General features: G+C 53.2%; 15 protein-coding genes and 1 pseudogene. 4 read left to right on the top strand and 12 right to left on the bottom strand.

What is annotated here, in order from left to right; genetic code table 11:
* Positions 1-527 precede the first annotated feature (527 nt).
* The 3 genes from CRI93_RS14810 to CRI93_RS15245 all read right to left on the bottom strand — a co-directional run bounded on the left by CRI93_RS14810 (position 528) and on the right by CRI93_RS15245 (position 5,623).
* A complete protein-coding gene (locus CRI93_RS14810; RefSeq protein WP_098063474.1) occupies positions 528-3,695 on the bottom strand; it encodes an SIR2 family protein in 3,168 nt (1,055 codons plus the stop codon).
* Positions 3,696-4,453: 758 nt separating this feature from the next.
* The gene (locus tag CRI93_RS14800; protein ID WP_141491746.1) at positions 4,454-4,777 is read right to left on the bottom strand and encodes a hypothetical protein; all 324 of its coding nucleotides are present in this window, start codon (positions 4,775-4,777) and stop codon (positions 4,454-4,456) included.
* Positions 4,778-5,047: 270 nt separating this feature from the next.
* On the bottom strand, positions 5,048-5,623 hold the full coding sequence (locus CRI93_RS15245; RefSeq protein WP_141491745.1) for an HNH endonuclease: 576 nt from the start codon (positions 5,621-5,623) through the stop codon (positions 5,048-5,050).
* Positions 5,624-5,745: 122 nt separating this feature from the next.
* Between CRI93_RS15245 and CRI93_RS14795 the strand changes: the two are divergent.
* A pseudogene (locus CRI93_RS14795) lies at positions 5,746-6,475 on the top strand (IS5 family transposase).
* A 14-nt stretch (positions 6,476-6,489) separates the two neighbouring features.
* Here CRI93_RS14795 and CRI93_RS15240 read toward each other — a convergent pair.
* From CRI93_RS15240 to CRI93_RS14770, 8 genes are all read right to left on the bottom strand, one after another.
* Complete coding sequence (locus tag CRI93_RS15240; protein WP_141491744.1) at positions 6,490-6,768, bottom strand: hypothetical protein; 279 nt, start codon at positions 6,766-6,768, stop codon at positions 6,490-6,492.
* The gene (locus tag CRI93_RS15235) at positions 6,761-7,150 is read right to left on the bottom strand and encodes a hypothetical protein (protein ID WP_141491743.1); all 390 of its coding nucleotides are present in this window, start codon (positions 7,148-7,150) and stop codon (positions 6,761-6,763) included. The genes CRI93_RS15240 and CRI93_RS15235 overlap by 8 nt, the downstream gene beginning before the upstream one ends.
* Positions 7,151-7,177: 27 nt before the next feature.
* Positions 7,178-7,651, bottom strand: a complete 474-nt coding sequence (locus CRI93_RS14790) for a hypothetical protein (protein ID WP_141491742.1) — start codon at positions 7,649-7,651, stop codon at positions 7,178-7,180.
* Between the two features lie 176 nt (positions 7,652-7,827).
* Complete coding sequence (locus tag CRI93_RS14785) at positions 7,828-8,202, bottom strand: hypothetical protein (RefSeq protein ID WP_141491741.1); 375 nt, start codon at positions 8,200-8,202, stop codon at positions 7,828-7,830.
* Positions 8,203-8,473: 271 nt separating this feature from the next.
* The gene (locus CRI93_RS14780) at positions 8,474-9,268 is read right to left on the bottom strand and encodes a cation efflux transmembrane domain-containing protein (RefSeq protein WP_098063464.1); all 795 of its coding nucleotides are present in this window, start codon (positions 9,266-9,268) and stop codon (positions 8,474-8,476) included.
* Between the two features lie 858 nt (positions 9,269-10,126).
* Positions 10,127-10,300 (bottom strand): helix-turn-helix domain-containing protein, encoded by a 174-nt coding sequence (locus CRI93_RS15230; RefSeq protein WP_141491740.1) that lies wholly within the window; start codon positions 10,298-10,300, stop codon positions 10,127-10,129.
* Complete coding sequence (locus CRI93_RS15725; RefSeq protein WP_425437001.1) at positions 10,266-10,451, bottom strand: helix-turn-helix domain-containing protein; 186 nt, start codon at positions 10,449-10,451, stop codon at positions 10,266-10,268. Before CRI93_RS15725 ends, CRI93_RS15230 begins: the two co-directional genes overlap by 35 nt.
* Positions 10,448-11,023 (bottom strand): recombinase family protein, encoded by a 576-nt coding sequence (locus CRI93_RS14770; RefSeq protein WP_098063460.1) that lies wholly within the window; start codon positions 11,021-11,023, stop codon positions 10,448-10,450. The genes CRI93_RS15725 and CRI93_RS14770 overlap by 4 nt, the downstream gene beginning before the upstream one ends.
* A 364-nt stretch (positions 11,024-11,387) precedes the next feature.
* Here CRI93_RS14770 and CRI93_RS14765 point away from each other — a divergent pair, with 364 nt between their 5' ends.
* The 3 genes from CRI93_RS14765 to CRI93_RS14755 all read left to right on the top strand — a co-directional run bounded on the left by CRI93_RS14765 (position 11,388) and on the right by CRI93_RS14755 (position 13,921).
* Entirely contained in the window at positions 11,388-11,861 is a 474-nt protein-coding gene (locus CRI93_RS14765; protein ID WP_098063458.1) for a helix-turn-helix domain-containing protein, read from the top strand.
* 125 nt (positions 11,862-11,986) lie between these two features.
* Positions 11,987-12,553: a PIN domain-containing protein gene (locus tag CRI93_RS14760; RefSeq protein WP_098063456.1), complete on the top strand. Its 567-nt coding sequence runs from the start codon at positions 11,987-11,989 to the stop codon at positions 12,551-12,553.
* A gap of 459 nt (positions 12,554-13,012) precedes the next feature.
* Positions 13,013-13,921, top strand: coding sequence for a type IV toxin-antitoxin system AbiEi family antitoxin domain-containing protein (locus tag CRI93_RS14755; RefSeq protein WP_176521895.1), 909 nt, complete (start codon positions 13,013-13,015; stop codon positions 13,919-13,921).
* A 75-nt stretch (positions 13,922-13,996) separates the two neighbouring features.
* On the opposite strand, the gene CRI93_RS14750 is transcribed toward CRI93_RS14755, so the two are convergent.
* The gene (locus tag CRI93_RS14750) at positions 13,997-14,827 is read right to left on the bottom strand and encodes a nucleotidyl transferase AbiEii/AbiGii toxin family protein (protein ID WP_098063452.1); all 831 of its coding nucleotides are present in this window, start codon (positions 14,825-14,827) and stop codon (positions 13,997-13,999) included.
* Positions 14,828-15,546 lie beyond the last annotated feature (719 nt).

Below are 15,546 nucleotides of genomic sequence, written 5' to 3'. Positions count from 1 at the left end.
AAAAGGCGCACGAGCGCCGCGCGAAGAGCCTGTTCCGGTACGGGTTAGATGGGTTGCAACAGATACTGACGACCCCCGAGCGGCAAGACGCCGCCCTCTTCCGCTGTTTGAGCCTGCTTCAACGACCGACGGCTCATCTGCCCTATGGATAATATCCTATGGGTAGGCAATCATTCGCGTTTGAAGAGACACTCAACTTTTGTCATGTACCATGGCTGTAAGGATAAGCACACCCTTATCATGGTATTCAGTGACTTTAACCACGTCCAAGCGATTTGTACACGCGACTTCGAGGCCGAAGGCCCGGATGCGCTGTGGATCGCCGACGAGACTACCGGACCATGCAGAGGCCTCTCCATGAAGCAACGGGCAGACTGCAGAATACATCAACCGGCCTGAGACGATCAAGCAGCATATGTATAGCTCTGCGGGCTTCGAACTCCTGCAGAAACGAGTACTCCATGCCCCGTATCACGCAGTGCAGAACGATCACAAAAACAGGGTAACTCCATCTGTATCCTCTCACGCTACATGAACAAGCGGTAATCATGGGACTGCGCACCGAGTGATCCAGCTAAGCTTCCAATGCGTGCAATGCTCTGTGACGAGTCCAATGTTGCCGGCAGCTTGGTGTAAAGATCAATCGTGTTCCAATTCATCTTCGAGAGGCCGACGATCTCTTCGGCCAGTGTAGGTAGACCCGTCTTGCCGTGGTGACGCTTCACCATGAGGGGGGCAGGAATACGGCGTTTGCCCTGGTAGTATGTCCGGCCTGGTTTGACAGAGCTTGTCGAACCGTGAACCCAAATTAGTGCTTTGTCGTCGTCCAATGGCAGGGTGGTGCCCCGGCGTACCGGAAACCCGTCGCCACGAAACTGCCCGTTCTTAACGCGGGAAGCCACGTACCGAAGTGATGGCTCAACGTTTATCTCCAAAAGGTCTACGTTGTCAACGCCGCTCAACCCCTCCAAGAGTCCCTCACGCTCTTCCCTCTTGAAGTGCACACGCTTATGTACGACGACGCGCTGGGGCAAGCGAAACCGCGATGAGTAGTAGAGTTGAAGCGTGTTTTCGGCCATTCGGCGGGCATCCTCCCGTGACATGAAAGGGTTTTTGCGACGGTCTATCACGGGGCTTTCTATCTGGCTCATCCGATAACTGAGTCCCAACCCCTCAGCATTGTAGATGTGGCTACATCCCATCAAGACTTGCCGCCCTGCGCGCGCGTGATGATCCAGGCTGAACCCAAGCCCCACGAACGCGGTGTCGTCGTCCATCCGGTCGAGCACCCAAGGCGTTCGCATCGCCTTGACGTAGAAGGCAAGCGCCAGAGACCACATGATCGACCCTTGGTAGGAATCCTGCACCGTCGATTCTCGCAGGAACTGTGTAGCGATTCCGCGCTCAATGCTGAACGCTTTGACCTGGTCGTGAAGATCAAATACCTGATTCTCGTCGCTGAAGCTCTCGAACGAGGCCCAGCGTCTTGGCACGTAAACGACAATAACGTGCGGACTCGACGGCGAGGCGTGAAGCTGGTCAACAGCTCGCATGATGCTCTGGCTCAGAGCGGTCCCTCCCCTCTCTGGAGATAAACTCGGGTCCGGCTCCGGGCACTCTACCCAGGCGTTGTTTTGCGGCTCCGGCACATCGAGGGCGACGCCGAACGCTCCCCGAAAGCCGGGATAGTCCGTCAGGTACTCATCTTTGGTCTTCGCGCGCTGCTTCTGGGCGAAGCGTTTCAGGTAGCGCGACAGCACCTGGGTGTCTTGGCGGGGACAGATCACCCCTACACGAATGTCTCCTCCCAGACCATTCCTGTTAAGGGCGTAGTCGTAAGGCAAATTTTGGCAGAGCCCTCGCACTGGATTGAAGTCCTTGGCGTGCCCACTTCCACGCGACCGGCTGAAAAGCAACTCTGGCTCCTGAAGCTCTATGCCCCGAACGCGCACGAGCCGTTTCGCAGCGTCGGGAACCGTGATGGCCCTTCCCTTCGAAGAAGAGACGGCGGCAAAGTCTGGGGCAGAGCGAATATTGAAAAGAAACATCGAACCGGAATTGGGCGGAAACTCGAAGCTGGCCCCACCCCCAATGTCAAAGCGCTCTCGCCAACGGTCGAGCGCGTCGTTGTACTCGCTGTTGTACTGCCGCGAGAGCACCTTTCTCTTTAGTTCCTTATCTGCTCTCCGGGAAGGTTCCTCCCCGCTCATGTCGTGCGTGACAATGGTCGGGGAGATGACGAGATACTGCTGCTGCCGGTAACGCCGCAGGTGAATCCTTGCGGCCTCGTGGACCATGTAGGTCTGGCCGTAGGCGCTCTTTCTCGTGCTCTCATCAACCCACAGCAAGTTCTTGCCGTAGACGTTGAGCCCGCGCACTTCCGCAATCGACCTGGTGAGCGCTTTCGTGAAAAGCGACACGACCACGCCATTTTGCATGCGTAGATCGTCATCGCTAATCGGTCGGCGCCGCACCTTGCTGATCGGGTCGCCGCGAAAAGCGTCACGCACCCCGTCGATGGTGCTCAGGGCCAGTACGTCCGTGCCGAGAAAACCGGCGACGATGTCGGATCTGCCCCTTGTCCGATCGCGCAGTTCGCTCCAGTATCCGCCGCCCTCCAAATCCAAGTCCCACTCAAAGCAGAGGACCTCGCTTGGACATTCCACCTGAAAGGCGTTGCTTTTGATAAGCCCTGTTGGGCGCGACTGCTGAACGGTAAACGGCTGGAGGTGCTGCGACGGATCGCGGCGCATCTCCGCGCGCTTCTCTCTCGCCCGCTCCGCAAGCTGGCCTTCCAAGCAGTGCGAGGCCAGTCGCTCTGCCAAGTCATCGAATCCACTGGCGTTGACGTAATATGCTTCCCGGCCATTCTGCCTTGCCTTGTCAATGAGTTGGCGCACCGGCTTGGGAGGTGCTTCCGCGTCGTAGCCGCACCAGTATAGCCAGCCCGTCCCTTCCTGAGCGTATGCCTCACGCAGCGCATCCATCACCGAATCATCTCGGCCGCTATACCCCACGACGATTAGGTTCTTATCTCTGGCGTCCTTAACGAGTCCCGCGCGAAGCTCGTCATCCTGGTTTCGCAGCTCCGCCCGAGTGTTCTTGAGCGCGTCGTACCTGTAATCGCCGTGGAGCGCAACATGAAGAAGCTCGTCAAGGCGATGCTGCCGCTGCAGACGCGCCGAAGAATCCACTCCAACATCGACGACAGTAAGGTCCAGCTGAAGACTGGCCGCCGCTTTCGGAACCAACCCGTCGAAGTTTGTGGTCCACACCGAATGCACAATTCCTGCTTCGGCGAGAAGACAGAGTAGCTGGTAGCCAAGCCCTGGCGACGCTGAGGAGACTAGATTTTGAAAGTAGTGCCGCCTGTTTTTAGGTATAGGATAGCATTCCTCGGCGTAGTAGCCGTACTCATCGCGGTCGTCGAAGGGAATGATCCCCTCGGTTTCCAGCCAGCGCTGAATTCGTTTTCGAACCGACTGCTGCGAAAGCTCCCTGAACTGAGCGCGAAGCTCTGGATTCTGGCTCAGGAAGATCTCCCGCTTCCATTCCCATATGCACATCCAGGCAGACTGAATCCCCGAACTGATTGAGGCTCCTGCACCAAGGAAAAAGGCATGTGGTGATTGCTTATTTACTCCGACGGAACGAATGAAGGCATCTAAAGGCAGAGTGTAATCTGATTCACCCATGTGATGTTAAAAAGATACTTTGAGGAGTCAAACTGCGCGTGGAAGATGCGGCATAACGTTTGAGATCTGGCGCGAAGAGTTACGCCCAACCTACGGAAAAACTTGCGGAGACGCCAACCCCGGAAAACCGGCACAGGCCCTTCGTCGCCAGCAGCGCTTTGTTATTTGGCCCCAAACGGTTGCCAATGAGCAGAAAGGTCATTGGTCCCCGTACTGAAGGCGTATCATTTGTTGTGTTGAGTCTTGAACGGAAAGCAGGAAGAAAGCGTCCTCGGCTCCGTCGGGATCCCCCTGTAGGTCGATAGCCCCTTCCAAGCGAAGGGAATCTGCATGCGATGAGGCCAGTGACTTTAGAAGTCTACGGTAGGGATCCGGAGTGAAGTCGATCACCACGGTGTTTAGCTCTTCACCAGGTGCGAGCGAGGATTCGCTTTGGATCAGCTCAAAATCAGAGGGCACATCAGCCTTCAACCAGTGCTCCATCGTCTCCTCAACTTCGGCAGCACTTGGACCGCCGCATCCTGAGCAGGCAAGGCACAGGGCGACAGCCACAATTGATAAGCTTACCGGGCGTAAGAGGGGCGATACTGGAGGCCACATAACGACCCAAGCTTAGCAGCGCAGGTGAAATCGGCACAAATGGCGAATTATAGCATTTCGTTTCACAACAGCATGTCGATTTCGATGAAACGTAATAGCCCTGCGTCTGCTACAGCGGCTTGTTATGTGGATTGTGAGATTACGATTTCAGACAGAGGTTAAGATTCATCATCTGGAGGCGCTGCAAGGGATTGCAGCCATTCGAGAGCAGCTTCACCTGTGAGCCCATCCGACTTCATCTGAGCAATCTCCTCTGAGGACAAGCCAGCCTCCTTCATTTGTTCGTCCGTTAGAGGCTGAGGACCGCTGTGATGAATCTGAACCCAATTGATAGGTCTCTCTTTCTCTGTCGAGTTTAAATTTAACATTGATCGCTTAGGTAGGTCGTACTGATCAGCAAAGTCTTGTGGAACAAGAACCGGGTAAATAGGGATGCCACGCTTTTCCGCTAAAGCATTACCGGACTCAGTATTCTCATACATGAAACGGAGGTCTCGGTCGCTAAAAACGGGAATCTGATAAATATGACTGGCTGCCTTGACTACGAACATTTTCTCTGGCTGAATCGAGCCCTCCACGGCGTAAATAGAGTCTGCTCTTCGCTTAAATAACCTAAGTTCTGGCCTGTGATACAAGTTGTGCATACTTGGGATAAACGTCGATATTGCGCAGGCGATGCCAACAGCCTTTTCGATTGCTTCGTCGTGTACCTCCTTGTGAACCGCCTCCCTAAACCACTGAAAATGGTCAAGTTATTCAAGATCAAGAAGATGTACTGAAGACCGAGCTAAGCCTTTCCAGGCAGAAAGGGGGACATACGGTATGTGACGAACACCAATACTGATGTCCCTAGGACTATCCAGACGAACTGTGGTCTGCTGTGGGTCTATTTCCCAGAGAACCCCTGTATCAGACCTCGTAATAGCTGTATCAAACTTGAAGTCTTTGAACTTTGGAATTCGCCTACCACCTTTGGACTTTCCTTTTACACCTAGCAGAGTTTTGAGCGGACCAATGAGTTGTCCAAGGTGTGCCTCATACACCGAGAAGGTCTCATTGCAAGGTGTGCATTCGGCATGTGAAACGATAAGCTTGTTCCCCATATGTTCAGGGATGACGTGCGCTTTTTTAAAGCCAACTCCGTCAGACTTTTTGGATCCACAGTAACGACAACGGTAAAGTCCTTTGTCCAACACCACCTGCTCTCCTCCTCCTGGAGTATCAGTCTCGGGGTGGATTATTGGCTCATCCTCTAACTCGTAATGGGCCTGGAAGTAATCCCGAAATCCGAGTTCGCGTTTGTTGTAGCTCGCGTATGCTTCATCCATCACTCGATAGTATTTTCGATTTGCAAAACGCTAAGAGGGTGTCTGAAAAATGATGTTGGCTGATGAACGGGTTGAATGGGTGCGTGTACTGTTGCTTTTTCCCCACACGCCCTTACCGACAGATGTCTACTTATCCCAGCGATCTCAGTGACGAGGAATGGAGCCTCGTTCGAGGCCTATTTCCACTGCCTTCCCGGCGGGGACGGCCGCGCAGGTGGACGGTCCGTTGCATCGTCGACGCGATCTTCTACGTCGTGCGGGGTGGGGTCGCATGGCGTATGCTACCTTCGGACTACCCACCGTGGAAAACGGTCTACCATTACTTTCGGCAGTGGCGCATGGATGGCATCTGGGTTCGCCTCCACCGGATCCTGCGGCATAAGGTGCGGAGGCAAGCTGGATGACATCCGCAGGCCTCTGCCGCTATCGTCGATAGCCAAAGCGTCAAAACAACGGAGGCGGGCGGCCCTCGTGGCTACGATGCAGGAAAGAACGTGGCCGGTCGCAAACGTCATCTGCTCGTCGACAGCGGCGGCCCGATGGCTCTTTGCCGGACTCAACTCGCTTCACCCGCGCCTTTGGCTGGTTTGGGGCGACAGCGCATATGGGGGCGTCGCAAAGAAAAAGTGGCAGCGGCGTCCGGGGCGGCGCCTGAAAGTCGTCCGGCGCGATCCTGCGTCAACAGGCTTCGCCGTTCAGCCGCGCCGCTGGGTCGTCGAACGCACCTTCGCATGGTTGGGACGCTACCGGCGGCTGGCGAAAGACTACGAACGCAAGGTGCAGACCGCCGAAGCGATGATCACACTTGCCATGACGCGGCTCATGCTGCGCCGGCTGACTCAATCTCGCTAATTTTCAGACACCCTCTAAGTAGTTCTTGTCGAACCATCTCGAATATATTTAAACTCAAATGTACATTCCTCTTCATTGTCTTTATCTTTAATGTGGATATCTAATCTCTTCATTCGAAACTTAGGATGCATATATTCCAAATGTATTTCTACTTCATCCATTGTTTCTAAATATTCGGTAGCCGGAAATTTTATTACGCCCTCACTAAAAAGACAATTTCTACCAACTGCTGATTTATAATTTGACCACCAATTTATTGAAGATGCCAAGTGGCTAATATGATCTTCAATCATTTAATTTTTGGTTTTTAAATTCTTCGTAATTCAACTTATTAATCCCACCAACAACTACTCGCACCCAAGGATTATCCATTTCAATTTCAATAAATTCATTGTAAGGTGAATTATCTACATATTTGCTTACTGCATCATTCATTAAAGAAGTAGGGTTTTCTGACTGTGGCCTACCTCTTAGGATTGCCATTTTGCCTTTTTTATCATCACCATTTGTTAGGTATTGTTCAAAAATTTCAATTTGACTCATATTTATTTCTTTGTGAAATTGAAGAAGACTATTTGAATAATTAATTGTGCTATAACGGGGCGAGCTCTGGCGCGAAGGGTGCTCCCAATCTACGAAGAACTTCCAGAGTCGCCAACCTACAGAAAGCGGCATGAGCCCTTCGTCGCCAGCAGCGCTTTGTTATGTGGTAATGTTTGAGGATCGAAAGTTAGCTATCTCAGCTATCCACTCTTTTGTGCTCCCTTGCAAGTCTGAGCACACCTCGCGAAGGCACTCCGGAGTAAATAAATCAAGATCGCGATTTACGTGATCAAGCACGTTGCCATGCGCAAGATTATGGCGCAGTTGGACTATCCTGACATGATCATTGCGCGTCTGAACCCGTTGGTCGAAATCAGTCTCGCCTGGAAACTGAAGTGTCTTGGTATTAATCCCTACCTCACGTGCCTGTCGAAGCAGACTGTTTGAAAAAGTCGAACCCAAATCTTCGGATCTTGGGAGATCCGGTTGCTCAATCTGATGCAGTGTGACTCTGATACTGGCCTCGATTCCACTAAGCAGACAGATGGCGCCAGGAATGTATAGATCTTGGTCCAGCGCTTGAAAGCCTTGGGTGAAGTGCCAATGGAACTCAGCAGCACCAAGCTTCAGCATGATCAGCAAATACTCGGAACCGTGCATCGATTTCGCAGAGGCTCATCTACTTACCACATAACGGTCAAAGCTCACCGGCGGTGCTCACGCCAAGCCTCGCGGTGAGCATTCGAGACGCTGCGATCGATTCGAAGCGAACACCGACACCGTCCGGTGCAGCGCCGGGTTATACGGCCTCAGGGTATATATAGCGTCAGGGTGCTAATGTCAGAAACACCGTGTACCCGGTGGAAAACTTTCCGGCACCACCTCGCGACTGCTTCTCCATCTGCTTCTACGGCAGCAAAGACGCCGTACTGGTCGGATGCCATCTTCATGGGCTTTAGCCGGGGAGGTCCCTCTTTCACGGCAGGCTTCTCGTCAAACCCCAGTTTGCGCAGTGCCGACTTCGGCTCCTCGCCCGTCAGGAAAAGCAATGGGAATTCGTTCCCTCCTATCACTTGCACCACCTGTTCATCGGAACCGGCCTTCAGAGTAAAGAACTTCTCCTCTGATAGCTCACCTCGAAGCAGTTCATCGGACATCTCTTCAAGATCCGACTGAGTAGACACAGAGACTGGCCGTCCGTACTTCGTGTGTCCTTGCAGCCAGCGTACCACTTGCCAGCCCCCGAGAAGGGCAAGGCCACCAATGATTGCTATTACGATTGGATCCATCATTCGAGAGGACGATAGCGCGTATTGGGCTGTATAACGACATTGCGCATAAGCTGCGTGCAGGCCAACGTTGATTTAAAAACAAAATGTACTACAGAAATTGAGAAACCCAAAACCGACAGGGAAGGGCGAGGCACGTCCGCTTAATGCGCGGGTTATAGGGCTGCTATTTCCCAACTTTTAGTATTCTTATTGCTCCTTGAATTACAACAATAAAAACAATTGAACCAATAATAAGATCAGGCATATTTGAATTCAGCCAGTTGACTAAAAAACCTGCCGAAATCACTCCTAAATTGATTATTATGTCGTTTGAAGTAAAGATCATACTTGCCTTCATATGTGCTTCTTTCTTGTTGTTAGACTGCTGTAATAAATAAAGACAAAAGACATTTGCAATTAATGCAAGAGTTGCAACAATTATCATTGTCGAAAAGTTGGGAAGCTCTACTGTTCCAAAAAAGCGCCTTATCACTTCTACAAAACCTATTACGGCAAGTGTTATCTGAAAATATCCTGCGATTTTTGCAATTCGTTTCTTTCTTGCCAAAGTACTGCCAACAGCAAGAAGACTAATGCCATAAACAAATGAGTCTGCAAGCATGTCCAAACTATCTGCTATAAGACCCATTGACTCTGAAATAAAACCAAAGGTTATTTCTATAAGGAAAAACAAAAAATTAATTGCTAGTACTAACCAAAGAAGCTTTTTTTGATCTTTTTTTTCTGAAAATACTTTTGAAGATACTTGGTTTGTATAAAGTTTTTTCTCACCTAAATTTAATGCAGTGATACAACGTTCTATTGGATCAGATTTACCAGAATGGTAAACAGCTAGTCTCCGATTTGGAAGGTCAAACTCAAGATTTTTAATACCTGAAAGCTCATCTAATTTCATGCGGATTAAGTTTTCCTCCGCCTGACAATCCATCTGCCTAACTTCAAATACCGTTTTCTTCATTTCTTTACTTTAAAAATCTAAAAGGAGTTAATAGTGATAAATGATGAATTACAAAGCCCTATAACCTATACTTATATCAACTCAGTTGACATAGCACGCAGGCATATGAGTTGCTAACACAGGTGCTTGCAACGAGTTAGAGCTTATGGGTTTGTTCTTATGTCAACCTGTTTTGCATCACGCGGTAGTCTGCTTCACGGCCTTGCAGAGCTTCGTAGGGTCGTGGCTTGCCACATGCTACCATAGCAGATTCACATTGGTAAAATATAGGCTGAATGTAAGTCCAACTGCAAGTATGCTTGCAAGCAGAACAGTGGCCCGTAGATGTCAACGACATTCCTCCTCGAGAACATCTCGGGCAAACGCTCGATAACCTCGAATCAGAACCGCAAACCACTGCTGCGTCTTAGCCGTAATTAGTAGCCCAACTGATCCGAAAATCCGGGCACACATCCAAACAACAGTTAACAAAAAAGCCCTATGACGAAAAGAAACATAACCTGGAAGCATGAGGAACTAATTTTAGCCGTTACTTGCTATCTTAAAATGAAGAAGGCAGACAGGAGACTTCGTGCTTCTGACCCAGAGGCGCAGGAGTTGAGTGAACAACTTAGCAAGCTCAAGTTGCACTCCAGCGTTCCAAGCTCGACTTCCTTTCGTAGCCCGGATGCCGTAGCAATGCAGGTGAACGGGTTTGCTGTCCATGATGAGCACGCGCTATTTGAGCCCCGGCCTACGGGCGGTTCGAGGAGCGAACGGGTCTGGGATACCTACTCCGACAATCTTGACGCCGCAGAAGCAATGTCAGAGGCCGTACTAAAAGCGTTCAGTGACAACTGATGACCATAGCTAATGCAGCTAATAGGTCATACAGCACACGAGGGGTACTTTCGGAAGACGTTCGGCCAGCTTCGGAGTTGTCCAGCGGGTCGCTTCGTATCCTTCCTCGGTCGGGGGTGCCTTCAGCACACGCTTGAGCTCCTCCTCAGCTTCCTCGTCAATCTTGGGCGGACGCCCGGCGCCCTTGGTCATACAGCCCCTTTGGCCCCTTCTCGTCAAAACGGTCAAACCACTTGTAGACCGTTTGGTAAGGTATAGGCCTAATGAGGTCCCAACTGCAAGTATGCCCGATTGCAGGGAGAACACAGTGAGAACAGTTGCCTGCGGATGTGAATGGATTCACTCTTTGTCATAGCGCCGCTCCCCATTCGGGCTGACATAGCGGTAGAGCGTCGCCTTCGAGATCTCAAACCGCTCGCAGATGCGCCGCACGGGCACATCCGGGTCACGCATGAGGGCCTGCACCTCCGGGAGGTCGTCTTCAGATAAGGCCCGTGGCCGTCCACCGGTTCGCCCGCGGGCTCGGGCGGCGCGAAGCCCGGCCATGGTACGCTCGCGATTCAGGTCCCGCTCAAACTCCGCCAGGGCGCCAAAGATATGAAACTGAAGCCGCCCGGCGCTGGAGGTGGTGTCGAGGTTTTCCTTGAGGCTCTTGAACTGGACGCCTTTCTCTTTGAGCGTTTCGACCTTGGAGATTAAGTCTTTGAGCGAGCGCCCGAAGCGATCGAGGCGCCAGACGACCAGCACATCTCCTTCGCGAGCGTAGTCCATGGCTTCTTGCAAGCCCGGCCGTTCGGCAGTGGCGCCGCTCAGCTCGTCAGTGTAGACGCGCTGGCAGCCTTCCTCTTCAAGAGCGTCAGTCTGGAGGTCGAGGTTCTGTTCGCCGGTGGAGACGCGGGCGTAGCCGATGTGCATAACGAGCGAGAGCTATTAGCGACAGTGATTTGGGAGCAACAGCTACCTGAGAGCGACAGCTATTTTGGAATAATGCCCGCTGGAAGCGCGGGGCGTATCAATACCTGAAGGGTGCAACAGCAGTCGAGATGATTTGTTTTGATACGTCTTTTGAGACGGAGAGGTGGGAGAAGAGACCTATTATATGAGGGGGCGGAGCGAAGGCGGGCGGTGGTTTCAAAACCGACCGATTCTGAGACAACACACAAGACCGACTGATGCCGAGCGAGTGACTTATAAGTCCAATTACCCAGGAACTCCGTGCTGTTTCGGTTATTACACTTAGCGAAAGCGACACCTCCGCTCATCAATCCCGCCGTGCGTCATGCCTGATAAACGACCCGTGACACCAGATGTGACATCAGACCCGAGCACACGCCTTACTCCTATCGACGCCGATACGGCCGCGACGGTGCAGCGACTCAACGATGTGAAGGGCGAGTTCTCTGCGTTCACCTTGACGGTAAAAGGGCGCGAGATCACCCTGCCTCCATCGGTCGGTGCGCTTGCCATTGAAGCGCTTGCCCATGCCATCCAGGCAAATGAAGAGGCCGATCAAAAGAGCGAGGCACGAGAAGAGGAACTCACAACGACGCAGGCCGCGGGCCTCCTCAATGTCTCACGACCTCATCTCGTGAAGCTGCTTAAAGAAGGCGAGATCCCGTATCACAAAGTGGGCAGCCATCACCGCGTGCGCCGCAGCGATGTCCTTACGTATAAAAAAGCGCAGCGCGCCCAAGCGGAAGATGCGCTCCAGGCGCTCACCGATCAGGCCCAAGAGCTGGACATGGGATACTGAAGACACACAGCTGGGCACGCTCCGAGTACCAAGCATACGTGAGGATCATACCCGAATGCCGTACTCGAATGTTGCGCCGATATACATTGTCGATCGTATTATAGTTATAGCTCTCATGTTTTTTTATGCGCACGGTCCCCGTGGCGATACTGGATGCCAATGTACTGTATCCAGCCCAACTTCGGGACGTCTTGATGCGCCTCGCAGTGAGCGAACTCATTCGCGCGCACTGGAGCGAGGCCATCTGTGATGAATGGATGCGTAACCTGGTCGCAAACCGGGCGGACATCACATGGGACGATGTCAAGCGCACGCAGGATCTTATGGACACAGCCTTGCCCGGGGCCTGTGTGGAAGGATACGAAAAGCACATGGCCGACGTATCACTGCCCGACCCGGATGACCACCATGTGCTGGCCGCTGCCATCGAGGCGGATGCTGATTACATCGTTACCAACAACCTGCGGGACTTTCCGAGCCGTTCGCTTGCGCCCTACGGGGTTACGGCCTGCTCGCCAGACGCCTTCATCATAATGCTGTACCAACAGGCGCCCGAAGCCGTCGTGAGCGTCGTTCGGGCGCTTCGCGCGTCGCTGTCTCATCCTCCACAGACGCCGAGGCAACTGCTCGCGCATTTTCGGCGGAGTGGGCTCACCAGAATCGCGGATGCGCTACAACGACATAACATATGATTGGGGGACGCCCTTTTCGTATCCCCTTCACATACTTCGACCCACATAGGACGATAGAGCCATGGGTGCACTGACGATTCGACTTCCGGAGTCACTCCACGATCACGTTCGCAAATGAGCTCGCCAAGAGGGTCTGTCGATGAGCCCGTTCGTTATGTTTGCGGTGGCGGAGAACGTCACCCGCTTAGATGAGGGCGCGTCTTGGACGTATGTTGAGGCGCTGTAAGCCGTTAGTGAATCGACGGCCGACAAGCGAAGACTGACAAGCGGGGCGAACCGCTTGAAGAGGGGGCCCGATCAATCCGGGATCAGGCGCCCGTTAGCGATCCGCGGCCTGAAGACTGGCGCGTTGACCGTTCAGGCGCTGACACGGAAAGAAACGATTTGCATTAAAGTGCGTTGCAGCCTTCGCATCATGTCCTTAGGATCATGATGCGAAGGCTGCGATCAAAAAACACTATGAAAGACGCTTTCCTTGTCTTATCCAAACTTGCTGAAGAGAGTCGCCACATCCTCTCTTCCTGGCGCGCCCATGTGATTTTAAGGCGCGAACGGGATCCCCATTACCCTGCAAAGAACGTTGATCGCGTATTATCTCGTCTCCGACGCGACGGGTTGATTGCTCCGATCAGGGGGCAACGCCTGTTTAAGGTGACAAGTCCCTATGCGCGCCAAAGTCTTAACATCTACGAGCTGGCCAGCGAAGCCTACCCACTGGACATTCTGTCTCACTCTTCAGCGCTTGAGATCCACCGCCTCACCGACCAGCGATCCCGTGTTATCCACCTCTATGAGGGGACCTCCTCGCCCGGGACGATTGTCAAGCGGAGGAGTCGGGACGCATCCGTCCCGATTGTCCCCGTTGGTACAACGCCCGAAGAGTGGCGCACGCATACCCTTCCCCGGCGCGCCCGCGTGAAGAGCTACGAGGACTTTACGCTCAAGACCCACCAGTTGAAAGACGACTGGGTATTCGGTGATAGCACCCCATCGGTCCACGGCGTTCCCGTCCGTTGCACAGACGTTGAACGGACGCTAATTGATGGTCTCAAACAGCCGAGGTACTGCGGCGGCCTCAGCGAGGTATTTCGCGCCTGGGTTCGCGCTGATCCGGATCCGAACCGCTTAGTCGACTATACCGAACGGCTGGACCGGCTCATTCTGTACCAGCGTGTGGGATTCGTCATGGAAACGCTCGGCATGCAGCACACGCATTTTGCCCAGTGGAAAGCCGAAAAAAGCCCGAGAGGAGGTTCGCGCGTGCTCAATCCGGAGAAAGAGTACGCATCCTCATACAGCGAAGAATGGAATCTCTCGATCAATCATCCCACCTCTATTCTCGATACCCGAGACGCCTCGTATTCGTAGTGCCGACCGGCCAGCAAAGAGCCGCCACCATAAGCAAAACCGATGTAATGGTGGGAGCTGCAGCATAGCGGCGATTTAGGGGAGGTCCAACGCTTCAACAAACTGAATCACCTGATCAAACGCGTCCTCAAAAGGCGGCAGGGTCTCACCATCAGGAAGCCGACTGGCAATGTCGTCGTAGCCGACGGATGCTCGTTTGCGCACCTCGGGATCTGTAAACATGTCGTGGGTAACCTGATCAACGCCCAGTCGATCGTGGCTCTTCTTTTGCAGATACGTGGCGATGTTGTCCGCACTGAGAGCGGCGCCAACCCGGGTTGTGAAGAACCAAATGTCGTAGACATCGCCCGGCCGATTCCGATTGCGCGTCACTTGCTGAAGAAGTGACCGCAGCTTCTCCGCGATGATATCGTCGAGACCGGAGACATGGAGGTCAACGTTGCCTGCACGTCCACTGTCAACAGACACGTACTCATCTGCGCACACGACCTCGTTCAGCGTGATTTCCAGCTTGACGACGTCGCTAAATGGCGGGTCGCGGTCGTCTAACTCGCTGTAGCCCACTTTAATTTCCAATGCCGGAAATGCCCTCGGGTCATGGTTGCCCGGGTGAACGTCCGTGCTCTGGATAACCAGCGACGCAAAATCATAGATCGGAGCGACCTCCTCCAGGACGCGATTCAGGCGCGCTTCGACATCTTTGAGCAGGGCTTGCGTCGTTGCATCGGGCTGATCTGGAAAGGCCTCCGTTGAGCTAAAGTCGACATCTACTGAACTCCGAGGGCTCTTATAAGCCAATCGGAGCGCGTTTCCGCCCTTGAGCACAAACTGTTCATGGAGCGTGCGATCGAGAGACAACGCATGCAGCACGGCATAAATCGCGTCGTCATCTGGAAGATGCGGCATAGACTACTCGGCAGTTACTACTCGGCAGTTACTACTCAGCAATTAGGCGGATCAAGATAGAGCACCGTACAGGGAAGCACCTTATGGTGAAGCACCTTACAGTGAAGCACCTTACGGTATATGCCATTGACGTCTTTCTGTTACCCCACGGACGTAAGATGATCGGGGACGTGGCTGGTGAGAGGGGGCGTACGGGCTCGAATTCAAAATCGTATCGCATTTCCGCAGTCGCTTCCAAAGCAGTCACTTCCAAGAGGAATTTGGCGTGCGCCCGCGGCGTGCCATCGTCTATCGTCGGGCCCAACGTGTCGAAGGACACGTAGCTGGAGCCTGGTTGTCCTCCGATTGTATAGCCCTGTCACATCAACACATCAGCGTGTTGGCGCATCGGTGTGTCCCCTGACACCGGCGTGTCCCCTGACACGCTCACGCAACAGGTTGACACGCTCGGATAACGCACCAGAGGCGTCGGGGCGGTATGCTGTGGGTGTCGTGTTCTGCCTAATCGCTCCGCCGCCGGGTCGGTGCCCTGCCTATGTCTGATCCTACGCCTGATGATGTCCCCTCCTCTTCTGCTTCTTCCCCCAATCGCCACAGTACATGACAAAACTCAGGCGGGTCTTAACAAAACAGAACGGGCCTATCCTCCAGCGGTACAGGTCGTGAGACAAACCATGACCTGTGCTGAAGAATAGACCCGTCTGCCTATGCCTTACGTG

Origin of the sequence: Longimonas halophila, assembly GCF_002554705.1 — a bacterium.
In the GTDB taxonomy this organism is placed as follows: Bacteria; Bacteroidota; Rhodothermia; order Rhodothermales; family Salinibacteraceae; genus Longimonas; species Longimonas halophila.
Note: the sequence above shows the minus strand (reverse complement) of the source record. Positions and strands in the feature narration are given on the sequence as shown.